Origin of the sequence: Algoriphagus vanfongensis DSM 17529, from assembly GCF_000429465.1 — a bacterium.
GTDB classification, from domain to species: domain Bacteria; phylum Bacteroidota; class Bacteroidia; order Cytophagales; family Cyclobacteriaceae; genus Algoriphagus; species Algoriphagus vanfongensis.
In genome coordinates, this window is sequence record NZ_AUBX01000010.1 from 314,544 (window position 1) to 337,849 (window position 23,306).

At 43.3% G+C, this 23,306-nt stretch carries 27 protein-coding genes; 19 read left to right on the plus strand and 8 right to left on the minus strand.

All coding sequences use genetic code 11. The features are described from left to right. Both map and G460_RS0106490 read left to right on the plus strand, forming a co-directional pair. Nucleotides 1-762 carry a type I methionyl aminopeptidase gene (map, locus tag G460_RS0106485; protein ID WP_026954596.1) on the plus strand — a complete coding sequence of 254 codons (762 nt, stop codon included), beginning with the start codon at nucleotides 1-3 and terminating at the stop codon, nucleotides 760-762. 27 nt (nucleotides 763-789) lie between these two features. Further along, a complete protein-coding gene (locus tag G460_RS0106490) occupies nucleotides 790-1,224 on the plus strand; it encodes a hypothetical protein (protein ID WP_026954597.1) in 435 nt (144 codons plus the stop codon). A 132-nt stretch (nucleotides 1,225-1,356) separates the two neighbouring features. Here G460_RS0106490 and G460_RS0106495 read toward each other — a convergent pair whose 3' ends face one another. After that, nucleotides 1,357-1,752, minus strand: a complete 396-nt coding sequence (locus G460_RS0106495; RefSeq protein WP_026954598.1) for a DUF1573 domain-containing protein — start codon at nucleotides 1,750-1,752, stop codon at nucleotides 1,357-1,359. 145 nt (nucleotides 1,753-1,897) lie between these two features. Continuing rightward, a complete protein-coding gene (locus G460_RS0106500) occupies nucleotides 1,898-3,340 on the minus strand; it encodes an ATP-dependent DNA helicase (RefSeq protein ID WP_026954599.1) in 1,443 nt (480 codons plus the stop codon). Between the two features lie 15 nt (nucleotides 3,341-3,355). Here G460_RS0106500 and G460_RS0106505 point away from each other — a divergent pair, with 15 nt between their 5' ends. Genes G460_RS0106505 through coaD form a run of 4 tightly spaced genes read left to right on the plus strand, consistent with a single transcriptional unit; the run spans nucleotide 3,356 to nucleotide 5,786 of the window. Then, nucleotides 3,356-3,865, plus strand: coding sequence for an NUDIX domain-containing protein (locus G460_RS0106505; RefSeq protein ID WP_026954600.1), 510 nt, complete (start codon nucleotides 3,356-3,358; stop codon nucleotides 3,863-3,865). Between the two features lie 50 nt (nucleotides 3,866-3,915). Continuing rightward, nucleotides 3,916-4,497: a hypothetical protein gene (locus G460_RS0106510; protein WP_026954601.1), complete on the plus strand. Its 582-nt coding sequence runs from the start codon at nucleotides 3,916-3,918 to the stop codon at nucleotides 4,495-4,497. A gap of 11 nt (nucleotides 4,498-4,508) precedes the next feature. Further along, on the plus strand, nucleotides 4,509-5,327 hold the full coding sequence (locus tag G460_RS0106515) for a DUF3822 family protein (protein WP_026954602.1): 819 nt from the start codon (nucleotides 4,509-4,511) through the stop codon (nucleotides 5,325-5,327). Nucleotides 5,328-5,330: 3 nt separating this feature from the next. Next, nucleotides 5,331-5,786, plus strand: coding sequence for a pantetheine-phosphate adenylyltransferase (gene coaD, locus G460_RS0106520; protein ID WP_026954603.1), 456 nt, complete (start codon nucleotides 5,331-5,333; stop codon nucleotides 5,784-5,786). On the opposite strand, the gene G460_RS0106525 is transcribed toward coaD, so the two are convergent. After that, on the minus strand, nucleotides 5,787-6,461 hold the full coding sequence (locus tag G460_RS0106525) for an NUDIX hydrolase (protein ID WP_026954604.1): 675 nt from the start codon (nucleotides 6,459-6,461) through the stop codon (nucleotides 5,787-5,789). A 94-nt stretch (nucleotides 6,462-6,555) separates the two neighbouring features. Here G460_RS0106525 and pyrE point away from each other — a divergent pair, with 94 nt between their 5' ends. Next, nucleotides 6,556-7,200 (plus strand): orotate phosphoribosyltransferase, encoded by a 645-nt coding sequence (pyrE, locus tag G460_RS0106530; RefSeq protein ID WP_026954605.1) that lies wholly within the window; start codon nucleotides 6,556-6,558, stop codon nucleotides 7,198-7,200. Nucleotides 7,201-7,239: 39 nt separating this feature from the next. Here the strand turns inward: pyrE and G460_RS0106535 are convergent, their stop codons facing one another. Both G460_RS0106535 and G460_RS0106540 read right to left on the minus strand, forming a co-directional pair. Further along, complete coding sequence (locus tag G460_RS0106535) at nucleotides 7,240-7,749, minus strand: hypothetical protein (protein ID WP_026954606.1); 510 nt, start codon at nucleotides 7,747-7,749, stop codon at nucleotides 7,240-7,242. Nucleotides 7,750-7,829: 80 nt separating this feature from the next. Next, a complete protein-coding gene (locus G460_RS0106540; protein WP_035464064.1) occupies nucleotides 7,830-8,360 on the minus strand; it encodes a gamma carbonic anhydrase family protein in 531 nt (176 codons plus the stop codon). A gap of 114 nt (nucleotides 8,361-8,474) precedes the next feature. On the opposite strand from G460_RS0106540, the gene G460_RS0106545 reads away from it, so the two are divergent. From G460_RS0106545 to G460_RS0106585, 9 genes are all read left to right on the plus strand, one after another. After that, nucleotides 8,475-9,197, plus strand: a complete 723-nt coding sequence (locus G460_RS0106545) for a YceI family protein (RefSeq protein WP_026954608.1) — start codon at nucleotides 8,475-8,477, stop codon at nucleotides 9,195-9,197. 62 nt (nucleotides 9,198-9,259) lie between these two features. Next, nucleotides 9,260-10,495, plus strand: coding sequence for an anthranilate synthase component I family protein (locus G460_RS0106550; RefSeq protein WP_245578707.1), 1,236 nt, complete (start codon nucleotides 9,260-9,262; stop codon nucleotides 10,493-10,495). Beyond that, on the plus strand, nucleotides 10,485-11,582 hold the full coding sequence (dinB, locus tag G460_RS0106555; protein ID WP_026954610.1) for a DNA polymerase IV: 1,098 nt from the start codon (nucleotides 10,485-10,487) through the stop codon (nucleotides 11,580-11,582). The genes G460_RS0106550 and dinB overlap by 11 nt, the downstream gene beginning before the upstream one ends. A gap of 67 nt (nucleotides 11,583-11,649) precedes the next feature. After that, on the plus strand, nucleotides 11,650-13,128 hold the full coding sequence (miaB, locus tag G460_RS0106560) for a tRNA (N6-isopentenyl adenosine(37)-C2)-methylthiotransferase MiaB (RefSeq protein WP_026954611.1): 1,479 nt from the start codon (nucleotides 11,650-11,652) through the stop codon (nucleotides 13,126-13,128). Further along, the gene (locus tag G460_RS0106565) at nucleotides 13,125-14,420 is read left to right on the plus strand and encodes a sigma-54 interaction domain-containing protein (protein ID WP_026954612.1); all 1,296 of its coding nucleotides are present in this window, start codon (nucleotides 13,125-13,127) and stop codon (nucleotides 14,418-14,420) included. Before miaB ends, G460_RS0106565 begins: the two co-directional genes overlap by 4 nt. After that, complete coding sequence (gene lptE, locus G460_RS0106570; RefSeq protein WP_026954613.1) at nucleotides 14,404-14,943, plus strand: LPS assembly lipoprotein LptE; 540 nt, start codon at nucleotides 14,404-14,406, stop codon at nucleotides 14,941-14,943. Before G460_RS0106565 ends, lptE begins: the two co-directional genes overlap by 17 nt. Before the next feature lie 31 nt (nucleotides 14,944-14,974). Then, nucleotides 14,975-15,739, plus strand: coding sequence for a hypothetical protein (locus G460_RS0106575; RefSeq protein ID WP_026954614.1), 765 nt, complete (start codon nucleotides 14,975-14,977; stop codon nucleotides 15,737-15,739). Nucleotides 15,740-15,746: 7 nt separating this feature from the next. After that, a complete protein-coding gene (gene secG, locus G460_RS0106580) occupies nucleotides 15,747-16,112 on the plus strand; it encodes a preprotein translocase subunit SecG (RefSeq protein WP_026954615.1) in 366 nt (121 codons plus the stop codon). A 151-nt stretch (nucleotides 16,113-16,263) separates the two neighbouring features. Further along, the gene (locus tag G460_RS0106585; RefSeq protein WP_026954616.1) at nucleotides 16,264-17,202 is read left to right on the plus strand and encodes a sterol desaturase family protein; all 939 of its coding nucleotides are present in this window, start codon (nucleotides 16,264-16,266) and stop codon (nucleotides 17,200-17,202) included. 50 nt (nucleotides 17,203-17,252) lie between these two features. On the opposite strand, the gene G460_RS0106590 is transcribed toward G460_RS0106585, so the two are convergent. Then, entirely contained in the window at nucleotides 17,253-17,963 is a 711-nt protein-coding gene (locus tag G460_RS0106590; RefSeq protein WP_026954617.1) for a hypothetical protein, read from the minus strand. 221 nt (nucleotides 17,964-18,184) lie between these two features. Between G460_RS0106590 and G460_RS0106595 the strand changes: the two genes are divergently transcribed. The 3 genes from G460_RS0106595 to G460_RS0106605 all read left to right on the plus strand — a co-directional run bounded on the left by G460_RS0106595 (nucleotide 18,185) and on the right by G460_RS0106605 (nucleotide 20,689). Beyond that, nucleotides 18,185-18,463 (plus strand): co-chaperone GroES, encoded by a 279-nt coding sequence (locus tag G460_RS0106595; RefSeq protein ID WP_026954618.1) that lies wholly within the window; start codon nucleotides 18,185-18,187, stop codon nucleotides 18,461-18,463. 37 nt (nucleotides 18,464-18,500) lie between these two features. Then, nucleotides 18,501-20,129 carry a chaperonin GroEL gene (groL, locus tag G460_RS0106600; RefSeq protein ID WP_026954619.1) on the plus strand — a complete coding sequence of 543 codons (1,629 nt, stop codon included), beginning with the start codon at nucleotides 18,501-18,503 and terminating at the stop codon, nucleotides 20,127-20,129. Nucleotides 20,130-20,299: 170 nt separating this feature from the next. Continuing rightward, on the plus strand, nucleotides 20,300-20,689 hold the full coding sequence (locus G460_RS0106605) for a response regulator (protein WP_026954620.1): 390 nt from the start codon (nucleotides 20,300-20,302) through the stop codon (nucleotides 20,687-20,689). On the opposite strand, the gene G460_RS0106610 is transcribed toward G460_RS0106605, so the two are convergent. Then, the gene (locus tag G460_RS0106610; RefSeq protein ID WP_026954621.1) at nucleotides 20,680-21,780 is read right to left on the minus strand and encodes a serine hydrolase domain-containing protein; all 1,101 of its coding nucleotides are present in this window, start codon (nucleotides 21,778-21,780) and stop codon (nucleotides 20,680-20,682) included. The two genes, G460_RS0106605 and G460_RS0106610, sit on opposite strands and share 10 nt — an antisense overlap. Nucleotides 21,781-21,794: 14 nt before the next feature. Further along, nucleotides 21,795-23,300 (minus strand): S10 family peptidase, encoded by a 1,506-nt coding sequence (locus G460_RS0106615; protein WP_026954622.1) that lies wholly within the window; start codon nucleotides 23,298-23,300, stop codon nucleotides 21,795-21,797. Nucleotides 23,301-23,306: the final 6 nt, after the last annotated feature.

The following is a 23,306-nucleotide window of genomic DNA, read 5'->3' on the forward strand; positions in this document are numbered from 1 at the left end:
ATGTCCATATCCAAAGAATCCGAACTCATCGGAATGAAAAAAGTAAGTGAAGTCGTAGCTCAAACGCTCAAGCAGATGAGAAATCACGCCAAAGCCGGAATGAGCACCAAAGAGCTGGACGAGTTTGGCGGGCAAATTCTAAATAGTTTAGGCGCCAAATCTGCACCTTTCGAGACCTATGGCTTCCCTGGCTATACCTGTATCAGCGTCAACCAAGAAGCCGCACATGGGATTCCATCCGAAAACAAAATTTTGAAGGAAGGTGACCTGATCAATATAGATGTTTCAGCCGAATTAGATGGTTTTTGGGCTGACAATGGAGGCTCCTTCGTCATTGGCAAAGACATTCATCAGCATCAGCCATTGGTAGATGCTTCCAGGACTATTTTGCAAAAGGCAATCAACCAAATCCGTGGAGGAGTGAAAATCGCGGACATTGGACATCTTATCGAATCGGAAGCCAGAAAATCTGGCTTCAAAGTCATCAAAAACCTAGCAGGCCATGGAGTAGGTCGGAGTCTCCATGAAGCACCCGAGGATATCCTAAACTATCGGGTCAAGAGCAACCGGGAGCGTTTTAAGAAAAATACGACAGTTGCTATCGAAACATTCATCTCTACACATTCCACCTATGCAGTCGAGCAAGCCGATGGCTGGACACTGGTTGGCAATAAAGGAGGATTTGTGACGCAGCATGAACACACGATTTTGATCACTGATCAAGCTCCCCTGATACTGACCGCAGCAAATGAAATCTGGTAAAACCCCACCCAAAAAAACCTATCATCAATGACTAGTAAAATCCTGAAAATCTTCCTCAGACTTGCTTTGGCATCTTCATTTCTATCAGCAGTAGCGGATAGATTGGGGATGTGGCCCTCATCCGTTTCAGTCTGGGGAGATTGGGCTACTTTTTTAGATTATACCCAACTCATCAACCCTTGGTTTCCTCCCTCCACCATTCCTATCCTCGGTGCCTTGGTCACAGGCTTGGAGGTTTTGTTTGCTATGGCACTCCTACTTGGATTCAAAACAGAGTTTTTCGGAAAATTAAGCGGAATACTGATCTTAATTTTTGCCCTCTCCATGACACTTTCTACAGGAATCAAAGGCGCCTTTGACTATTCCGTTTTTTCGGCAGCCGCTGCAGCATTTTGTTTGGGGCAAATGAAAGACAAATTTCTGGAGCTAGATTTAGTCTTTCAGAGAGGCCTGGCAAATTAAAGCTTTTATGCTCATAAAAATAGACCCAAACAAAATCCGAGACCATTGAGGAATCAGTGAGCTTCAGTCTCATTTGACACAAAAAAAGCCTCCCGAAATCGGGAGGCTGAATTTTTTAGAGCTACTTTCTAATTATTTGGTCTTAGGAAGTACATTAGAGATCAAAGAGACTTTCTCTATCGGCTCAGAAGCATTGGAGTAAATTCTTACAACAGAATTCTGCTTGCCCATTTTTCCAGCTGAGTTAAAAGAAACCTTAATTTCAGCTGATTTTCCTGGAGCGATAGGCTCTTTTGGCCAGCTAGGTACAGTACAGCCACAGGTCGCAGCCACATTGGATATGATCAACGGAGTAGAACCAGAGTTGGTCAATTCGAACGTGTGAGAGACTTTATCTCCTTGCTTGATATCTCCGAAATCCACAGATTTTTCCTTGAACGTGATGACAGCACCTGACTCGCTTTGCGCATTGGCCTGAAAAGCAAATACCAAAGCAAAGAAGCTGAGAAGCAATCCTAATTTTTTCATAGTCTTTAACAGTTAATTATTCAAATATTCAATTTTTCAATCTTTTTCAAAAGCAAAATGCCTTTCTCTTTGCTACAAATCATGGAAATACCCTGCCAATCATAGCAGTGAGAATTCTTAAAATTTCTTAAAACAAAGAAAAGCCTTAGCTCTCTTCAGAACTCCCAACAAAGAACTGGGGCAAAAAATTCACTAAATAAAGCTCCTCGGTAGCGCGTGTAATAGCCGTGTACAACCACCTTACGAAATCCCGGTCGACCTTCTCTTCTGGCAGATATCCCTGATCTACAAATACTGCCTTCCACTGACCACCTTGGGCCTTATGACAGGTCAGTGCATAGGCAAATTTAACATGCAACGCATTGAGATAGGGATCCTTTCTGATCAGCTCCTGTCGCTCTGTCTTGCTCGCCACATCGGCATAGTCTTCCGAAACTTGCTCATAAAGCGCTCTGTACTGATCTCTGGTCAAGGAAGGACTCGGGGAATACAATGTCTCCAAGATCACTTTGGCTTCAAAATGAGGCTCCTCAGGATAATCAAGTAGTCTTAACTCCAGGGTGGCAAATCGAAAACCATACAACTCCTCAAAGGATCGGATTTTCATAATTTCTGCCATATCGCCATTCGCCAAAAAATTCACCTTCTCCGAATCGGCCATATAGGTGTAGTTATTTTTGACAATCATCAGGAGGTCTCCTGTACTGATCTCATCTTCATAGAAATGGATTACTTTCCGAATATAAAGATTGTATTGAACGGCCGTTTTATTGGATCTCGTCACAATAACGGTGTTATCTGTACCATATTTATCATAGGCATAGCGTAGACCATCTTCCAGTCTTTCTCCGGTCATCTTGAAAATATCCCGAAATCGGCTCGTCAGCAACTGAACCATGGGCTTTTCCTGAGAGATAATCGATCTTAAGGCTGTGGCATTATACAGCACGCCTGATTCCAATCTCTGACGCATCACCTCCACGAGCTCCACCTGATCCGCATGGATACGAAAGTGACGCTGCAAATAGCCTGAATCCAATGCAGGACTATAATCTGAGCCTACCGGCGGCAGCTGAGCCGTATCCCCTACCAATACCAATCTATTCTCTTCACCTGAAAAAACAAATCGAATCAGATCTCCCAGCAAATTTCCCGACATGCCCCCGTCATCCGCCAGCATGGATGATTCATCTACGATGAAAACCGTATTTTTATAGTAATTTTTCTGCCTGACAAATCCCTGCCCAAGATTCCCTATCTCGCCTTTCGGTTTGTAGATTATTTTATGAATCGTGAAAGCTGCCCTACCACTATAATTGCTCATGACTTTGGCCGCCCGACCTGTCGGTGCCAAAAGAAGCGACCGCTGTTTCATCCGAGGCAGGCACTGTACCAAAGCAGAAATGAGGGAAGTTTTACCCGTTCCGGCATATCCTCTCAGCACAAATGTGGGCTCTTCACTCGGATCCTGAAGGAGAAAAGCATCCATCTTGCTGAAAAAATCAGCCTGACCTCGGGTAGGTTCAAAAGGAAAATTAACCCGAATCAGCTCTGAAGGCTTCCACTTGCTCTGATTATCTTTGGTCATAGAAAACGAATGTACATGAAGGAAGACGACATCGGCAAGGAAATCAATGCAAAGTTTGGACATCAACTTCGGGTGAGGGTCAATGGGATTCTGATCCAAGATGACAAAGTCCTGATGCTCCGTCATCTGATGGGCGGTGGAAAGGAATTCTGGTCTGTACCGGGGGGAGGCATGCAGTATGGAAGCAATGCCGAAGATAATCTAAAGCGGGAGTTTGAAGAAGAAACTGGGCTGGAAATTAAAACCAACCGTTTTCTTTTTGTGCATGAATTTTTCAGAGAACCGCTCCATGCTATAGAAATGTTTTTTGAGGTTTCCTATATTTCGGGAAAAATCAACCTTGGCACCGACCCGGAGCTAGACCACGACAAGCAAATCCTAACAGATATTCGCTGGATGAGCATTTCGGAAATCCATTCATTGTCTCCTGAGTCAGTTCATCAAATCTTTTGGGGCATTAAATCCCTTCAAGACCTAGGATTGTGTAAAGGATATTTTAATTTTGGAAATAATTATCTAAAATAGCACGATTTAAAACCATCAACCTTACCAACAAGATTTAAAATTTCAACAAAATGAATCTAACCAAAGTATTATCATTTGTATTCTTATTGGCGGCGATCGCCCTTGGCTACCTTCTTTGGAAAGGCGTAGACGATGTAGTAGAAGCAGAAAAGAGAATTGCACTAGTAGAAGGAGCTATCATCGAAAAGCTACAAATGCTGCGTGATGCACAGTTGGCATATCAAGCTTCCAATGGCGAATATGCAGGCAACTGGTCTGACCTTAGAAACTTCATCCAAAACGGTGAAATCTGGTTGGTACAAAGAACTGAGACTACCAAATTGTTGGAATACGGAAAAGAAGAAACTACGGTAAGTTTTGATACATTAGGATCAGTACCAGTGATGGACTCTTTGTTCAACAAAGCAAAATATCCTGATTTCAACCTAGAAACACTTGCAGTAGTACCTGCTTCTGGTGGCAAGCAATTTGAATTCTTTGCTGATAAAATCGAAAGAAACAGCTATGAAATCAACGTGTTTGAGATCAGAGATCCAGATCCGATGAATCCTGAAAGAAGATTGAACAATAAAGAAAAAGCTCTTAGAGTTGGATCCAGAACTGACGCCTCTACTGAAGGTAACTGGAAATAATATCTCCTATTTTGGAAAATACTCTTAAAGTATTCAAAAGTGATAAGTTTGATGTGGAAGACACAGCGAGCTTATCACTTTTTTTATATCCTGATTTTTTGGTGATTTTCGCCAAAGATCAAAATCAGACCAATATTGGGATCCATCATTACCCTCAACTCAAGTGGGAAGACCTGGATCATCTGATCTTGACAGACCCGCTTCTCAAGCTTGACGTCCCTACCCGAGTCTATGTGCATCATTCATCATTTAGTCTCGTGCCCGGAGTACTCTATGCTGCCGGTAATGAAGAGAAGTTTCTCTCCTTTGCCCAGCAAATCACTTCCAAACCTTTTTATTTCAATACGCCATTAGACAGCAACAATCTCCAGATTGTTTCGATGGTAGATGAAAAACTCAAAAAGCATCTGGAAGCCAGGTTTTCTGATTTGACATTTGATCATGGGGCCTCCTCTTTTCTCTCTTACCTCTTCAAGGAGCGGTTTAACCTGATCGGTCAGGAGATTCTCATCAATATTTTTGGAGATCACATGTATCTCGCAGCCTTTACCGATCAGGAACTGAGCACTTTCAATCTCTTTTCTATCTCCTCCAAAGAAGATATTCTAAAGTACATCCTGATCGTGATCGAGCAGCTTGGCTATGAAAGGAATCTGGTTAGAATCAATTTATTTGGAGTCCCTGCCAACAGTGACATGACGGAGGATTGGGGGAAGGAGTATTTCCTCAACTTCAGACTTTTGAAGCCTCACGTCAACCAAAACTACCCGCATGGATTCAAACACCTGAAAGACCTCGGGCTCTTTGAGGTATCATGGCAATATCAGTAACTCATGGACAAAATCGCAATATTCCCTGGCTCCTTTGATCCCTACACCATGGGACATCATGACATCGTACTTCGGAGTTTGGATCTATTTGATCAGGTCATCATTGGGGTTGGGTACAATTCGACCAAAAAGAACCGATACTTCGATATCGATCTGATGGTAGAAAAAATCGAAGGAGTCTACCGAGCCATCCCCAGAGTCAAAGTGATTGTCTACAATGAGCTGACATCTACTTTGGCCAAAAAGCATGATGCTGGTTTTTTGATTCGGGGATTGAGAAATACGACTGATTTTGAATATGAAAACACAATCTCTCAGATGAACCGTTATCTCAACGATGATCTGGAAACTGTTTTTCTGATCACCTCTCCGCAATATGCCTCGATCAGCTCCACGATAATTCGTGAAGTACATCGCTATGGCGGCAATGTGAGCGAATTTCTTCCTTACGACATCTGATCAGGATTTTCTCTTTTTCAGAAACTGCTTGAAAAGCCATCTCATCGACGGGTAGGAATTGATCAGTGAGGTTTTAGCCTCTGCTTCCCTAAACCACCGAATATCATCTATCCCCTCCTCTTTCTGTGGCTTCATCCCCACGTCTGAGATACAGCTCATTTCATACCAATAGGTCTTTTTGAGAATACTTTTTCGATTTTGGGTGTAAGTATGCCACGTATTGCAAATCGGAGAATCCAATTTGACCTGAATCGCACACTCCTCCTCCACCTCTCGCACAGCACACTGCTCCGGCGTCTCTCCTTTATCAAACTTCCCCTTCGGAAAATCCCACTTCCCCAATCGGTGAATCAGTAGGATTTTGTCTTTTTTGGTAACCAATCCTCCAGCGGCTTTGATGATAGAGAACCTGCTCTTGACAAACTTTTTCAATGCGCCTTTTTCTTTTGAGACCAAGGTGACAGAGTCCAAGTCTTTGAGCTTTCGGGTACGCAATTGGTAAAGTATCCTGATAATCAGATCATGGGATGGTTCTTCGAAAAGAATATCATCCTGCCACAGTTGTGCTGCCGGAAGCTCGTCAGGGTCCGAAAAAGTAGAATCAAATTGTTTGGCAGGATCTAAATCCTTAAAGCTGATCAGATCCAAAGGTTTGTCATTGACAAAGATTCGCATGCGAGAATCGTTTATTGTTGGGTAATTGGCCAAAAATGCATAAAAAATTGACGTACCACAACCCGAACCATTCTTAATCATTTATTTTTGTACCATGAAAATCCTAGACTCAAGCATCGCTGCTGAAGTAGCTGATAAGCTACTGGAAATAGAAGCAATCCGACTTCAACCAGAAAAACCATTCACTTGGGCCTCCGGATGGAAATCCCCCATCTATTGTGACAATAGGCTTTCACTATCCTTTCCGGCTGTCAGAGATCTTATCAAGGACAATTTGGTGAAAAGTATCCGCCATTTTTATCCTGAGGCAGAAGCCATCGCCGGTGTAGCTACGGCTGGTATTCCACAGGGAGCTTTATTGGCCAACGATCTCGGTCTGCCTTTTATCTATGTCAGATCCAAGGCCAAAGGACATGGAATGGAAAATATGATCGAAGGCAAGGTAGTTTCAGGTCAAAAGGTCGTGGTGGTAGAAGATCTGGTATCGACTGGTGGCAGCTCTCTCAAAGCTGTTCAGGACCTGCGCAATGCCGGATTTGAAGTATTGGGAATGGTTGCAATTTTCAGTTATGGCTTTGGTATTGCGGAGGAAAACTTCAAAAATGCCAACGTAGACTTGATCGTCTTGTCACATTATGAAGCCATGCTACCTCGAGCTGTCGAAAGAAAATACATCCAAGACGAAGTATTGAATTCACTGGCTGACTGGAGAAAAAATCCAGCAGATTGGAATCCATAAATAGAAATGCCGGCTTGACCGGCATTTTTTTTATCCTATTCAGTTTTCTATTGCCAGAGCTGCCCTTTTGATCCAGACAGACCTCAGGACGCCAACAATAATCATCGATAGCAATACAGCGACCAAAACCCATTTGGTAGTGGTAAAGCAAGATGTCAAGAAAGCTATCGTAGCGTCGACCTTTGGAAAGTAATCCAGTAACTCCAACACCAGAAAGTTTTCACAGAGATCCATCAGGCTGACTAACGGAGGCAAAAGCAGAAAAATGCCTTTTCCATAGAGCCTGTGTAGCAGTCCCAAGGTGAATAAGCCATAAACAAACAAATACGGCAAGTCCAAAGCCCAGACACCAAGCTGATAAATACTCCTCGACTCTGCTCCCATCGAGCTCAAAGCATAGGAGACATCTGCTGAATTGTAAGCAAACTTCAAATCCAATGCATATTCCTTGGGCATGAAGTGAGAAAGTAGCCAATTGAACCCCAATGTGAGTAGAAATAAAATGATCAAAGAGGTTTTTCCCTTGAGGAAGTTCAAAAACTTATTCATAAAAGTAAGATTTAAAAGTATACCCTAAGTTAGAAAAAACTTCAGAGGATCAAAAAATCAAGGTTCAATTTAGCCCTGAATCAGGCTTTTTTCTCAAACCATGAGGCATACATCGGGTAATTTTTTGCTGTTCGATCGATGACTGCTTCCATTTCAGGCCCTGCGTCCTTCACTTTTTTGGCAGGCATACCAGCATAAATTGAGTTTGACTCTACTATGGTATTGGCCAGCACCACTGCTCCAGCTGCTATGACCGCACCGGAATGAACAATCGCTCCATCCATCACGATAGCTCCCATCCCTATGAGCACACGATCGTGGATCGTGCAACCATGAACTATCGCATTGTGCGCTATAGAAACTTGATTGCCGATATAGGTCCCGGCTTTTTGATAGGTACAGTGGATTACGGCACCGTCCTGAATATTCGTATCATCCCCGATTCGGATCTCATGGACATCGCCCCGGATCACCGCATTGAACCAAACTGTACAATTTTTCCCCATCACCACATCTCCTACCAAGGTGGCATTGGGAGCTATCCAGCAGGTGGGATCATAGGTTGGAGTTTTTCCATTCACCTCAAGTATCAGAGCATCAGTATCTTTCATGTATTTCTAAAATATTTTTCAGCAATTTGAAAAAATAATTTCACGGGTTCGAACTTTTTGCACAATTTTGGGTTTCCGTGTATATACATTTAATTGGAAAATTATTTCAACCTCATGAAACTACTCACAAAATCAGGACTAGTCCTTGCTACTGCTTTGATCACTTTTGCATGTAGCAAACCAAGCGAAACAGTAGAAACTACTGAAGCGCAAGCTGTTGCTGAAACTACCGGCACCACTCTGACTGTAGAACCTAGCGAATCATCCATCTCATGGAGAGGATACAAGCCTGCTGGTCAGCACTTTGGTAAAATCCCTTCTACAGAAGGCACTCTTTCTATTGAAGGCACTGAAATCACAGGAGGCAAATTCTCTTTTGATATCACAGGCTTGACTATCGAAGATCTAGAAGAAGGATCTGACGGCTATGGCAAACTTTACGGTCACTTGCAGTCTGCAGACTTCTTTGATGCTGCCAACCATCCTACTGCTACTTTTGAAATCACTTCTGTGGAGCCTTTCGCAGCTGGTGATGTAGTAGCAGATGCAGAGCAGTTCCAAACTGACAACACTCCTCTTGCCTCTTCTGAGCTTTCTCCTGAAGCTCCTACCCACTGGATCAGTGGCAACTTGACTTTGAGAGGAACTACCAAAAACATCAAGTTCCCTGCAGCAGTAAGTGCTCAAAACGGCGCTGTGACCGCTAAAGCTGGTTTCAACATTGACAGAACCGAATGGGGTCTAGCTTACGGAAACGAAGCTGACGCTGTAGATAAAGCAAAAGACAAGTTTATCTACAACACCGTTTCTATCCAGTTGGAAGTAAACGCAGAATAATAACCAATCACAAATTTGACTGGAAAAGAGGATTCCCGACGGAATCCTCTTTTTTTTGTACCGTGATCGAGAGACAGCATTCTTATCAGCTTACCAGCCCTTCCGCTCTTACTCAAGTAGTAGAATGGGTAAACCTAACGTATCCATTTTTTTGCCTGACTACAGGCCATCAGCAAGACTATCCCCGAGGCACATTTCCCGATCAAATTCTGGCCGGAAACAAGGAGCTTACGCAAGAGGATCTCTGGAAAAGCACAAAAAACAAACTAGCTGGTATTATTTCTTATGATTATAAAAATCAACTGGAAAAATTAAGTTCGGGCAATCCATCTCTGGTAAAGGTCCCAGACCTGACTTTTTTCGAAGCCGAATTAATCATCACCTTCTCCTCTGAGCAGATTCAGTCAAATCTCCCTCTTCCTGATCATCTTTGGAGCGGCACTAGCAGCAGTCAAACTGAAACCAAAGTCACTCTCCAAGCTCTCACTACCAAAAAAAATTACCTAGAGACATTCCATCGCATTCAGGATCAAATTGTTCAAGGCAATACCTACGAGATGAATTACTGCATAGCGATGGCAGGAGAAATCCAACAACTGCAACCTGTCGCAGCCTTTTTCAACTTGATGAATCTTTCCCCCATGCCTTTTTCAGCATTGTTTAAGGCTAATGACAAATATCTGATATCGGCGTCTCCTGAAAGATTTTTGAAAAAAATAGGTTCGCAACTCATCGCACAGCCTATCAAAGGTACAGCACGTCGGAGTGCAAATACTGAGCAGGACGAAGCCAACAAAAAGAATCTTTTGGCAAGCGAAAAAGAAAGAGCCGAAAACCTCATGATTACCGATCTCATGAGGAATGACCTCTCCAAGGTATCCAAGACAGGAAGTGTAGAAGTACCCGAACTTTTTGGGCTTTATTCATTCCCAAAGGTTCATCAGATGATCAGCACTGTCCAATCTCAACTACAAGACAATATTAGTCTCCGTGATATCATCCAAGCTAGTTTCCCGATGGGAAGCATGACTGGTGCCCCCAAAATCAAAACCATGGAATTGATAGATCAACTCGAAAACTTTCAAAGAGGTTGGTTTTCCGGATCACTGATGCTCATTGACGAAACCGGTGATTTTGATTCGTCAGTGATAATCCGAAGCATCATCGTAGATCAACGCCAAAATAAACTGTATTTTGGGGTAGGCAGTGCCGTGACTATTGATGCAGATGCGGAAGCCGAATACGAAGAATGTCTCCTAAAAGCCAGTGCCATACTGGAAGTTTTGAGTGGAAAATGACACTAGCTCACATCCAATCCGAAAAATCATCCACGTGGATATGGATGCATTTTATGCTTCAGTAGAGCAACTAGACCATCCGGAATGGAGAGGAAAAGCACTGGTAGTCGGAGGCAATGCTGCCAGAGGTGTGATAGCCGCAGCTAGCTATGAAGCCAGAAAATATGGCATTCATTCAGCTATGTCCTCGGTACTTGCCGCCAAAAAGTATCCCCAATTGATTTTTGCAAAACCTCGATTTGAGAGGTACAGAGAATTATCCTTACAGATTCGGGATATTTTCTATGAATATACAGACTTGGTGGAGCCGCTCTCCCTAGATGAGGCATTTCTTGATGTCACAGAAAATAAATTGGGCATCAAATCGGCAATACTAATTGCAAGACAAATCCGTGAAAAAATCAAATTAAAAACGGGTTTGAATGCCTCAGCAGGGGTCAGCTACAATAAGTTTCTCGCCAAAATCGCTTCTGATCTCAACAAACCCAATGGGCAAGCTGTGATTCTACCAGAAGAAGCCGAGGAGTTTTTGGAGAAACTCCCTATCGCCAAATTCTTTGGGATCGGTAAAGTAACTGCGGAAAAAATGAATCGCTTGGGCATCCACAATGGAAAAAACCTTAAGGAATTTTCATTGCAATTTCTGAGTAAAAAATTCGGCAAATCAGGTCTTCATTATTACAATATCGTCAGGGGCATTCATCTCTCGGCAGTGCAGCCTCACCGAATCAGGAAGTCTTTGAGTGCAGAAAACACATTCGAAAAAGACCTGGCGACAACCGCCGAAATGGAAGATAAACTCAAGCCTATTTTCGAAGAAGTGATCCGAAGAATCGACAAAAGCAAGATCAAAGGTCGCACGATCACGCTGAAGATAAAACATGCTGATTTCACCCTTCAGACGAGAAGTAAAACTCTCGAACAATATCCGGATCCCGAACAGATTTGGACAGTAGCAGTGGAGCTACTCCATCAAGAAGAAGTCAGCAAACCTGTAAGATTGCTGGGCCTAGGCCTTTCCAATCTTAATATTACAGAAGAGCAGGAGCATTTTGGCGAGCAGCTGAAGATTCCTTTTTTAGAATAAATAACTCACTCGCCTGCCATTTTGTCCGCTTTTTCGTAATTTCGCATCCCTAAGTTGGAATACATTCATGGAAAACCTAATCAAAGACATCGACATCATCAGTGGAGAAGAGGCGCAAGCGGTCGATTATAAAACTACCCTGGAAGAAAACACCGGTAAAACCAAGAAGATCTATATCGAAAGCTATGGTTGCCAGATGAATTTCTCCGATTCGGAGATCGTCGCATCCATTATGAAAGAAAATGGCTACGATACCACTTCTGATTTTCACCAGGCAGACGTGGTCTTTCTCAATACCTGCTCGATTCGTGAAAAAGCCGAACAAACTGTTCGCCATAGATTGAATCAGTTCAACTCGGTCAAAAAACAAAAGCCCGAAATGACCATCGGTGTTTTGGGCTGCATGGCTGAGCGGCTCAAAGACAAACTTCTCGAAGAAGAAAAAATCGTCGACGTAGTTGTAGGACCTGACGCCTACCGTGATCTTCCTAATTTGGTCAATGCTGCAGAGGATGGCAGAAAAGGTGTTAACACGTTCCTTTCCAGGGAAGAGACCTACGCCGACATTGCCCCTGTCAGACTCAATTCCAATGGCATCACCGCATTCATCTCCATCATGAGAGGATGTGACAATATGTGTTCTTTCTGTGTGGTACCATTTACAAGAGGTCGAGAGAGAAGCCGCGACCCTCATTCCATCGTCGCAGAAGCACAGGAACTTTTTGCCAAAGGCTACAAAGAAGTGACCTTATTGGGTCAGAATGTGGACTCGTATAAATGGTCTCCTGAGGAAAACAACAAAGCTCGCCTCAATAAAAATGAAGTTGCCGCCAGCCAAGTGATCAACTTTGCACATCTTTTGGAAATGGTCGCCCAAGTCAGCCCGCTTTTGAGGGTGAGGTTTTCTACTTCCCACCCGAAAGACATTACAGATGAGGTACTTTATACGATGAAAAAGTATGACAACATCTGCAAATACATCCACTTACCAGTTCAGTCGGGAAACAGTCGTGTATTGGACATGATGAACAGAACCTACGATCGTGAGTGGTACCTGGACAGAGTACGTGCTATTCGTGAGATTTTGGGAGAAGAGTGTGGTATTTCTTCCGACATGATTGCCGGATTCTGTACGGAGACCGAAGAGGAGCATCAAGACACCTTGACTCTGATGGACATCGTGAAATACGACTTTTCTTATATGTTTTTCTATTCAGAGAGACCCGGGACTTTGGCTGCCAAAAAGTACGAAGATGACATTCCTTTGGACATCAAAAAGCGGAGACTGGCCGAAATCATCGAAAAACAAAGTAAGCTTTCTGCAGAAAGAAATCAATTGGATCTAGGTCAGGAACAGATTATTCTCATCGAAGGCACCTCGAAAAAATCCAAAGATGAGCTGAAAGGAAGAAACTCTGCCAATAAAGTAGTCATCGTGCCTGCAGCAGGCCTCCAACTGGGCGACTATGTGAAGGTGAAAATCACGGACTGCTCTCCAGCTACCCTATTCGGAGAAGTCCTAGAAATCAACCCAATACTTGCATGATTACAGCCCAAGAAATCCACAGTGTCAAGCTCCGATTTGGTATCATAGGAAATAGTCCCCTACTCAATCATGCCATTCAGGTAGCCATGCAGGCTGCTCCGACAGACATGACTGTTTTGATCACAGGGGAAAGCGGAAGTGGTAAGGAAAGCTTTTCCAAAATCATCCATTCTCTCTCGCTCAGAAAACACGGGAAATTCATAGCTATCAACTGCGGAGCTATCCCAGAAGGCACAATAGATTCCGAACTTTTTGGTCACGAAAAAGGCTCATTCACCGGAGCGCACGAGGCCAGAAAGGGTTATTTCGAGGTGACAGATGGTGGATCTATATTCTTAGACGAAATCGGAGAAATGCCTTTGGGAACCCAGGCTCGATTGCTCAGGGTGTTGGAAAATGGAGAATTCATCAAGGTGGGATCTTCCAAGGTTCAAAAGACCAATGTGCGTGTGATCACTGCTACCAATGTCAATTTGATCAAAGCTGTCGAAAAAGGGAAATTCAGAGAAGATTTGTACTACCGTCTGAATACTGTTCCGATTTTCGTTCCTCCCCTGAGAGATCGCGGAGAGGATATGGTGCTTTTGTTCAGGAAATTCACCTCTGATTTTTCGGAACGCTATCATGTCAAACCTATTTCCTTGGATGCTGGGGCACAAAATCTCCTCATGCGCTATCCTTTTCCGGGCAACATCCGTCAACTGAAAAATATTGCTGAGCAGATTTCCCTACTGGAGCAAGAGCGGGATGTGGATGCACAGACATTATCCAAATACCTTCCCACGGACAATTCTCGCTTGCCAATGACCTTACCAGGACATCCCGGCAAAAGCTCAGAAAGCACAGATTTCTCAGAGCGAGACCTGCTCTACAAAGTCCTCTTTGATATGAAAAAGGACATGAATGAGCTTAAAAAATTGGTTTTGGAATCTTATCAAAACGGAGGTCTCAACCAAAGTATTATTCAAAAACACAGCGGACTTTTTGAAGACATGGACAATAATTTTGCTCCATCCGAAAGTCCAGAGAGCTCGTCCAACTACTCCATGCCGCTCGTCTTGGAATCACAAAAATCCAGCAATATCGATGAGCGGGATTATGAAGACGAAGCTATCGAAGACATCATCCATGAGGAAGATGATAATTCACTTTCTTTGGAGAAAAAAGAAAAGGAAATGATCCTGCGTGCGTTGAGAAAACACAACAACAAACGTAAGTATGCAGCCAGTGATCTCGGGATATCTGAGCGAACCCTGTACCGAAAAATCAAGCAATATGAAATTGACCAATAAAAAACTGGTCTGGACTTTAGGATTGGTAGTATTGCTTTTCCAAAGCTGTTCTGTCAAATATAGTTTTACAGGTACCAATATCAATTATGATTTGGTGGACACCTTTTCGGTAGACAATTTCTTCAATGATTCTGGAGGTGGTCCCGCCAATATGGAGCAGCAGTTTACAGAATCTCTCAAGGAATATTATCAGAGAAACACACAGTTGGAACTGGTAAGAACCAATGGTGATCTTCAGTTTTCCGGCGCTATCAAAAGATACACGCTCACTCCTCAATCTGCAGTATCCAGCGGCAGCTCCAATGTAGCCGACCGAGCGGGACAGATGAGACTGACTATAGCCATCGAGGTAGAATATATCAACCTGAGCAATGAAGAGGAAAACCTTAAACAAAGCTTTTCATTCTTCCAGGATTATGATCCCCGAACTACGACACTATTAGACGTGGAAAGTCAGCTGATTGAGGAAATTTTCAAAAACATCATTCAGGATGTCTTTACCGCCACAGTAGCCAATTGGTAATTTTTCTCTATTTTCACACAAAAGCCACATCGTGAACGCCAGCCAATTTCAAGAAATACTCAGTCGCGCAGATTCATTGGAAAAAAGTGAAATTCTCCAGCTCCGTAAAGTGCAGGAAAATTTCCCCTATTTTCAGATTCCCCATGTACTGATCGCACGATATGAATTTTTGAAAAATACCAAAGCCTCTAAACAGGCACTTGGATGGGCAGCCATTACTAGCCCAGATCGTGTTTGGCTCAGAAAACTGGTGGAAAATCCTGGCAATCCCAGCCCAGCTTCCCCTAGCGAAGACTTATTGCCAGAAGATCAGCCGAGCAAGACAAACTCTGCCAGCCGAACTCAGTCCCTCAAAAATCTGGGAGAGCAACTAAAAGGCAACCCTCCTACCGAGGAGAAAAGTCAAGAAACAGCTCCTACTCCAGCTCCCAAAAAACCAAGGAGAACACGGAGACCGGGCGCAGGAGAAGATCTGATCGAGACCATCAAGCGAAAAGAGAAAAAGAAAATAGTCGACTCCAAGAAAAAGGAGCAAATAGACCTGATCAAAGCGTTTAGCAAAAAATCAATCAAAATGGCTACGATCAAGGAAATCGAAGCCAACCAAAATACGGAGAATTTGGCAGCCGCAAGCACGCAGATCAATGACAACCTGATCTCTGAAGGCTATGCCAAACTGCTTATCAAGCAAAATAAAAAGGAAAAAGCCATTGAAATTTATCAAAAATTGAGTTTGAAGTTTCCAGATAAAAAGGCTTACTTTGCGGACTTGATCGAAAACCTGAAGAATAATTAATTAGTATATGTTTACCTTATTAATCACCATCATCCTTATCCTAGCTGTATTGTTGATCCTAGTGATCTTGGGACAAAACTCCAAGGGAGGAGTAGGAGCAGCTTTTGGCGGCAGTGCATCTCAAATCATGGGTGTCACTCGTACAGGAAATGTATTGGAAAAAGCTACTTGGATCTTGGCAGTATCTATTTTGGTGCTTTCATTGGCATCTTCAGCATTCTACCATGGCGCTCAGCCTAACCAGTTTTCATCTCCTAATATTGAGAATGCAAAACAACAAGTGGTAAGCCCGGCATTTGGTGATACCGAAAGCGAAAGCCTTCTTCCTACAGAGACTGAAACTTCCACTCAGGAAGACAGTACTGGAAACTAATTTCACCGATTTTAAGAGGTTTTAAGAAGAAATTTAGAGTCCGCCTTCACAAGGCGGACTTTTTTGTTTAGTTTGGTATTTAAAGCATTCTTTTTTAGCGGATTGTTAATCACCGTTTCTAAAAATCTGCTGCTCAACCAAATACATACCTATGAATAAACAACCTCTCCGATTGGAGGACCTCAACCTAGAGAGCTGGCCAAACCTCATCTTATGGGCTGCTCCGATCATGTTTTTGCTCGTGTTCGTCGAATGGGGCATTTCCTGGTACCAAAAGAAAGACGCTTACAACACCAAAGATTTCTTCGCTGCTGCGACCATTGGACTGGTCAATGTAGGGATCTCTGCCATGATCAAACTGGCCACGTTTGGAGCGGCACTTTTTTTCTACAACATCTCACCGTTCCAAATCCCCGCCACCTGGTGGTCATTTATCCTATGCTTTATCGCCATTGATTTTGCGAGATATTGGGCTCATCGTATTTCTCACGAACAGCGCTTCTGGTGGGCCACCCACATCACCCATCATAATAGTTCCAAATACAACCTATCTGTATCGTTTCGATTGGGATGGACACAGCACATCAAGATTGTATTCTTCTTGCCTGTACTATTTATGGGATTTGATCCTTTTGTGTTCTTCATCTGTCACCAGATTGCGGTCTTATACCAATTTTGGATTCACACCGAGTACATCCAAAAACTGCATCCTGTGATAGAGTACATCTTCACTACTCCATCCCATCACCGGGTACACCACGCTAGTGATGAGCATTATTTGGACAAAAACTACGGCTCAACCTTTATCATTTGGGACAGAATGTTTGGCACATTCATGCCAGAGGGAGAAAGACCTACCTATGGAATCACCAAACCGGTCACATCCTACAATCCCGTTTATTTGGTATTCCATGAATGGCGGGACATCGTCAAGGACCTTGCCCAAGCAAAAAGTGTCAAAGAGGTCTGGCTCATTCTTTTTGACAAACCAGGCGCAGAAATCATCGCCAATCGAAAGAAAAAGGAAGCAGAAGTAGTACCGACTCCATCTGTACCACTTGAGAAAGAAAAAAAGCTCGTCGAAGCTTAATCAAAAAAAAGGAAGGCTATCCAAAGCCTTCCTTTTTTGTTTGTCCAGATTTATTCTTTTACATGCTGTAGTAGCAGCCTTTTGCCGATAGGCACAAGCGTCTCATCTATGGGAAAAGATTGCTTGCTGTGAAGACGCCAAGTGGCTGGATTGGGGAGTTCTTTGATTTCGCGGATCAGCTCCAGCTTCAGAGTTTCCAAGGTTTTGATCAGTGTCTTTTGGAAAACCCCAATCAGCCATAGCGAAACACTTCTAAATCTCTCACCAGCTATCTGAAGCAATCCTGATCGATATCGATAGGCATGAATATCGGAAGACTGCTCTTGGGTCAGCAGGACAAAACCTTCCCTCCGATAGATCGGTTGGATCCCTACAGGCTCAAATTCCACATGCTCTTCGACATAGTCATAGATACTTCGTCCTTCTTTGATTTTCTTCTCCAATCTTGGCAATGCAAAATCTGTGATCTGATTGATCTCGGAGACAATTTCCCCCTCGCTTTCTAGAGGCCTGTAGTGCAGCTGTGCTTTGGAGAGATCTACATGTGTAAGACTCTTGGGAAATAACTCATTGAGTTTTTTCTTACCAGACCTGAACTCATGGAGGTGTCGATGATGCTCGATCAGCTCACCCAAGACAGGGTAAAGCCGCGTCGCTCTAAATTGTCGATCAGTCTCCTGCAAGTAGGCCATCAGTTGATATTTTTTGTATTCAAAATCTATCAACCCTTCGGTCATCCAGTTTTTAGATAAAGACTTCATAGGTTTAGTTAGCTTTTACCAAAAAATACAAATTTCTGTCAGGATTTTGTATTCGTTTTGGAAATTTTGACAGGCCAAAGGATCAGAAAACTGCTATTAGGAGTGTAATTACTGACAGGATGTAGTCGATTTGTCAGGCTTTTGAGAATCTGTGCACTTGGCACAGGAATCGCTCAGGAGGGAATGTAGATTTTAAACTAACCTTTAAACAAATTCATACTATGTCAAACGTGAACATCAAACCTCTTGCAGACAGAGTGCTGGTACAACCTGCTGCAGCTGAAGAGAAAACCGCATCCGGCCTTTACATCCCGGATACTGCCAAAGAAAAGCCTCAAAGAGGAACCGTCGTGGCAGTGGGCAATGGTAAAAAAGATGAGCCCTTGACTGTAAAAGTTGGAGACACTGTTTTGTACGGAAAGTATTCCGGTACTGAATTGAGCGTGGACGGAGCAGATTACTTGATCATGAGAGAATCTGACATTTTCGCGATCCTTTAATTAATCACCAAAAACATTAACCTAAAAAATCAAGAAAATGGCTAAAGAACTATTTTTCGACACAGACGCTAGAGACAGACTGAAGAAAGGTGTAGATGCACTAGCTGACGCTGTAAAGGTAACTCTAGGACCGAAAGGAAGAAACGTAATCCTTGACAAGAAATTTGGAGCTCCTACGATCACCAAAGATGGTGTATCCGTAGCCAAAGAAATCGAATTGGAAGAACCAATCGAAAACATGGGCGCTCAACTAGTGAAAGAAGTAGCTTCCAAGACTGCTGACAATGCAGGTGACGGAACTACTACTGCTACTGTTTTGGCACAATCCATCTTCAATGTGGGTATCAAAAACGTAGCTGCTGGCGCAAACCCAATGGATTTGAAAAGAGGAATCGACAAAGCAGTTGCTGCTGTCGTAGCTCAATTGAGAGACAACTCTAAAGAAATCTCCACTTCCAAAGAAATCGCTCAAGTAGCAACTGTATCTGCTAACAACGACGAAGAAATCGGAAACATGATTTCTGACGCGATGGACAAAGTAGGAAAAGACGGTGTCATCACTGTAGAGGAAGCAAAAGGTACTGAAACTGAAGTAAAAACTGTAGAAGGTATGCAGTTTGACAGAGGTTACCTATCTCCTTACTTCGTGACCAATACTGAGAAAATGGAAGCTGAGCTAGACTCTCCTTACATTTTGATCTACGACAAGAAGATTTCTTCTATGAAGGAATTGCTACCAGTATTGGAGCCAGTAGCTCAGACCGGCAAGCCTTTGGTGATCATCGCTGAAGATGTAGATGGTGAAGCTTTGGCTACTTTGGTAGTAAACAAAATCAGAGGTGCTCTGAAAGTAGCTGCAGTGAAAGCTCCAGGATTCGGTGACAGAAGAAAAGCTATGCTAGAAGACATCGCGATCTTGACTGGCGGTACTGTCATCTCCGAAGAGAGAGGTTTCAAATTGGAAAATGCTACCATCGACATGCTTGGTAGAGCTGAGAAAATCAACATCGACAAAGACAACACTACTGTAGTCAACGGTGCTGGTGATGCAACTGCTATCAAAGGCAGAATCGCTGAAATCAAGTCTCAAATCGAGAAAACTACTTCTGACTACGACAGAGAGAAGCTTCAAGAAAGATTGGCTAAGCTTTCTGGCGGTGTGGCTATCCTATATATCGGTGCCGCTACCGAAGTAGAGATGAAAGAGAAAAAAGATCGTGTAGATGATGCTTTGCACGCAACCAGAGCTGCTGTACAAGAAGGTGTAGTAGTAGGTGGTGGTGTCGCTTTGATCAGAGCTGCAGACGCTTTGAACGAGCTAAAAGGATCCAACGAAGATCAAGACACAGGTATCAACATCGTAAGACAAGCTATCGAATCTCCATTGAGAACGATCGTCTTGAATGCAGGTGGTGAGCCATCCGTAGTGATCAACAAAATCAGAGAAAACAAAGGTAACTTCGGTTACAATGCCAGAACTGACGTATACGAAGATCTCTTCTCAGTAGGTGTCATCGACCCTACGAAAGTAACTCGTTTGGCATTGGAAAACGCAGCTTCCATCGCTTCTCTTCTATTGACTACCGAGTGTGTGGTAGCCGATGTGAAGGAAGACGCTCCAGCTATGCCTCCTATGGGCGGCGGCGGAATGGGTGGTATGATGTAAGATTCCCAAACATCCATTTGAAAAGGAGGCCTATTGGCCTCCTTTTCTATTTCATTCATCCTGAGGAACAAAAGATTTCTTCAGAAAAAATGACTGGAAACTTTTTCCATGCTCTGATATTAATTGTATTTTGCTTAGAATACAGCCTTAGGATGCACTTTTAAAGCCCAATGATCCAATTCGACGCAATTTTTCTTGTGGATGACGACCCCATCAATAACCTGATCAATAAGCGGATCTTACAAAAAGTTGAGATCACTAATTTGATTCAGGAATTCCTGGAAGGAGCAGAAGCTTTGAGCAAAATCGAAAACTTGGATCAGGAGCATCAGTTGCTAATCTTTTTGGACATCAACATGCCCGTCATGAATGGGTGGGAATTCTTAGAACACTACCTTGCAAAATTCCCACAACGTCAAGACAAAATAGTCATCCTGTCCAGCTCCATAGACTTTCAGGACAGACAAAAAGCGCAAGAATATAAAGTAGTAACCGGATTCTTGGAAAAGCCTCTAACACTGGATAAAATCCACCAACAACTCGGCAAATATCAATCCTGAATAATCGGGTCCAAGCGATCCCATAGCTGTCTGATCAGCATAAATGGAATCATGGTAGTTTCAGAAGCTCCTCCCATTCGCACGATGACCATATTTTCAGAAGGAACTACCATTAAAAACTGTCCATTTTTACCCATAGCCTGATACATGTCTGCAGGTGCAGATGGAATTAAGGACCCAGCAAGGCTTTTTTGGACTCGTGGAAGCTGATAGGATGACTGACCATTGAGCCATGTCAGGAATCCATAACTCGGATTCAGCTCTTGCGAAGACTCCACCATCTCGTCGAAGTACTTTCCTTCCCAGATTTCTTGCCCATCCCATATTCCTTCAGAAAGAAGCAGTAGCCCAAACCTGGCCATAGACCTCGGAGTACTATAGAAGACATTGTTTTTCCCAGCTTTCTGCCAAAAACCCTTCATCCCGATACGATCCCCAATGCTGGACTTGAAATAAGACTGATAGCTTCGCCCCGTAGCATTTTCCAAAATTTGCTCCAACACAGTGTAGGTGCCATTGTGATAACTCCAGCGTGTACCTGGCTTAGCCAAAAAATGGAAAGATTCAGGAGACGTATCATCCAAATTGGCTACCTGATCATCCAATCCGGTCGTCATGGTCAAATGATGAAAGATTCGGATTTTCTTCTCCTCTTTGGCTGTCATAGATGTCCAGCCAGCCCCTAGGTATTTCTGACTCTTGTCTTTGATTTTCAAAAATTTATCATTTTCAGCGATACCGATCATAGCCGCAGTGAGGGTCTTTCCGGCCGAAGCCCAATACCAAAACGACTCTGAATCCATCGGCCCTAGTCCTGTCAATTTTCCTCCCCAATACTCCTCCACGACCAACTTACCATCTTTCAAAATCAAAAATGCCCGTGTGTCAGTTTGCGAAAGCCAAGCTAGAAACTCTCCCATTTTGCCCTGATCCAACCCAGCATCTGCTAAAGACATTTTCTCCCATTCCTGTGAGTCAATCGGCGGAAAATAAAAAGAAGTAGCAGACATTTGCTGCCCAAAAAGTGGAAAAGTAGAAAAAAAAGCCCCGACAATTATCAGGGCTTTCAACTTACTGAAAACATGATTCATGCTTCAATATGCCATTATTTTCTCAATGTATCTTCAATAAATGCCTTCAAATCATCACGGAATTTCTGTGCAGATGGCAAATGTGTGTACATCATATGCCCTGCCTCATAATAGGTCATTTTGATTCGATCCGAGGCAGACTTTGGCAATCCCAAATGTGAGATAGAATGCTCAACTCCATAGAAAACCGTAGCCAGATCATAATATCCGTTCATGATCAATACCTCCATATTCGGATCCTTGCTCAGCGCATCGGCCATATCAGGCAGGGTCGTGATGGCACCGGTGGTTCCCCAATATTGATTACCTCTATGTGACCAGTCCCATCTAAAGCCATTTCTTCCACCTGCCGAAGTCGCATACAACAAGTCCTTGCTCACTCCCAATGTCTCATGGAAATAATCCAAAAACAAACTGGTATAGGCTGGAGAAATAGCATCACTCTGCGGGTCGGTAAACGAAGACATGGACATCGGGTCGATATTGATTCCTTTGTAGCGAGAGTCTAATCGGCCTACCGTCATCCCTTCTTCTCGGAGCATTTCTTGAAAAGTTTCACCCGCATTGAGTTTCAAATCAGCTCGCTTCCATACCTCGGCACTGATACCTGAATATGACTCCAGCTTCTGGGCCACCTGATTTTTCTCCGTGTCCGAAAGACGATTCCCCTTGAACAATGCGGGAGCGTATTCATTCTCAGTAAATTCCCGCACCTCCTGCACAAAGGATTCAATGTCTGCACCTTTATTCGAGATCAAATCATGATATCTCGCTGTGACTGCTACCGTAGGAAAATATGCGATATTTGAAATATCCTCATTTGGTACAAAGAACAAAGTACGCAAATCAAATACTGCCGAGACCATGACCACTCCATTCAGTGCATAGCCACGATTAAGCAGGTAACTCATCACTCCGGCATTTCTAAAAGTGCCATAGCTTTCACCCAAAATGTACTTGGGAGAATTTAATCTGCCATGCTCTTTCAGAAACTGCATGATAAACAAGCTGACGCTTCTGATATCCTGATCTACCCCCCAAAAGTCCGAACCCTTGGCATCACCAATAGGCACAGACAGCCCTGTTCCCACAGGATCCATCATCACTACATCCGCAACATCTAGAATGGAAAATTCATTGTTTGCCAATTCGTATGGACCAGCCTGATTGTAGTTCGGATCATCGACTACGATTCTTTTTGGTCCCATGATTCCCATATGCAACCAGTAGGAAGAGGATCCAGGACCTCCATTATATGAAAAGATAATGGGTCTGTCTTTTTCAGGATTCTCTTTGAAGTAGGCTGTAAAACCAAATAGAGCGATGGGCTTGTTATTTTCATCCTTCAGCTCCATCGTGCCTGCTTTTGCAGTTAGGTTGATTGTCTTCCCATCAATCGTCACCGATTGTTTGGATTCAAACACCTGAGCTTTTGGATCTTCTTTTTTTGCCTCCTGCTTATCCTGAGCCCAGGTCACATTGGACACAAGTAGAAGGACGAGTAGAAATCGTACTTTCATGATTTT

What these genes read in the sequence shown, in the direction of transcription:
- miaB (WP_026954611.1), top strand. Translation starts at nt 11,650, where the DNA reads ATGGAAAACCTAATCAAAGACATCGACATCATCAGTGGAGAAGAGGCG.
- G460_RS0106565 (WP_026954612.1), top strand. Translation starts at nt 13,125, where the DNA reads ATGATTACAGCCCAAGAAATCCACAGTGTCAAGCTCCGATTTGGTATC.
- G460_RS0106505 (WP_026954600.1), top strand. Translation starts at nt 3,356, where the DNA reads ATGAAGGAAGACGACATCGGCAAGGAAATCAATGCAAAGTTTGGACAT.
- G460_RS0106615 (WP_026954622.1), bottom strand. Translation starts at nt 23,300, where the DNA reads ATGAAAGTACGATTTCTACTCGTCCTTCTACTTGTGTCCAATGTGACC.
- lptE (WP_026954613.1), top strand. Translation starts at nt 14,404, where the DNA reads ATGAAATTGACCAATAAAAAACTGGTCTGGACTTTAGGATTGGTAGTA.
- G460_RS0106495 (WP_026954598.1), bottom strand. Translation starts at nt 1,752, where the DNA reads ATGAAAAAATTAGGATTGCTTCTCAGCTTCTTTGCTTTGGTATTTGCT.
- pyrE (WP_026954605.1), top strand. Translation starts at nt 6,556, where the DNA reads ATGAAAATCCTAGACTCAAGCATCGCTGCTGAAGTAGCTGATAAGCTA.
- secG (WP_026954615.1), top strand. Translation starts at nt 15,747, where the DNA reads ATGTTTACCTTATTAATCACCATCATCCTTATCCTAGCTGTATTGTTG.
- G460_RS0106605 (WP_026954620.1), top strand. Translation starts at nt 20,300, where the DNA reads ATGATCCAATTCGACGCAATTTTTCTTGTGGATGACGACCCCATCAAT.
- G460_RS0106540 (WP_035464064.1), bottom strand. Translation starts at nt 8,360, where the DNA reads ATGAAAGATACTGATGCTCTGATACTTGAGGTGAATGGAAAAACTCCA.
- G460_RS0106610 (WP_026954621.1), bottom strand. Translation starts at nt 21,780, where the DNA reads ATGAATCATGTTTTCAGTAAGTTGAAAGCCCTGATAATTGTCGGGGCT.
- G460_RS0106590 (WP_026954617.1), bottom strand. Translation starts at nt 17,963, where the DNA reads ATGAAGTCTTTATCTAAAAACTGGATGACCGAAGGGTTGATAGATTTT.
- G460_RS0106535 (WP_026954606.1), bottom strand. Translation starts at nt 7,749, where the DNA reads ATGAATAAGTTTTTGAACTTCCTCAAGGGAAAAACCTCTTTGATCATT.
- G460_RS0106525 (WP_026954604.1), bottom strand. Translation starts at nt 6,461, where the DNA reads ATGCGAATCTTTGTCAATGACAAACCTTTGGATCTGATCAGCTTTAAG.
- coaD (WP_026954603.1), top strand. Translation starts at nt 5,331, where the DNA reads ATGGACAAAATCGCAATATTCCCTGGCTCCTTTGATCCCTACACCATG.
- G460_RS0106545 (WP_026954608.1), top strand. Translation starts at nt 8,475, where the DNA reads ATGAAACTACTCACAAAATCAGGACTAGTCCTTGCTACTGCTTTGATC.
- groL (WP_026954619.1), top strand. Translation starts at nt 18,501, where the DNA reads ATGGCTAAAGAACTATTTTTCGACACAGACGCTAGAGACAGACTGAAG.
- G460_RS0106500 (WP_026954599.1), bottom strand. Translation starts at nt 3,340, where the DNA reads ATGACCAAAGATAATCAGAGCAAGTGGAAGCCTTCAGAGCTGATTCGG.
- G460_RS0106585 (WP_026954616.1), top strand. Translation starts at nt 16,264, where the DNA reads ATGAATAAACAACCTCTCCGATTGGAGGACCTCAACCTAGAGAGCTGG.
- G460_RS0106595 (WP_026954618.1), top strand. Translation starts at nt 18,185, where the DNA reads ATGTCAAACGTGAACATCAAACCTCTTGCAGACAGAGTGCTGGTACAA.
- G460_RS0106510 (WP_026954601.1), top strand. Translation starts at nt 3,916, where the DNA reads ATGAATCTAACCAAAGTATTATCATTTGTATTCTTATTGGCGGCGATC.
- G460_RS0106490 (WP_026954597.1), top strand. Translation starts at nt 790, where the DNA reads ATGACTAGTAAAATCCTGAAAATCTTCCTCAGACTTGCTTTGGCATCT.
- map (WP_026954596.1), top strand. Translation starts at nt 1, where the DNA reads ATGTCCATATCCAAAGAATCCGAACTCATCGGAATGAAAAAAGTAAGT.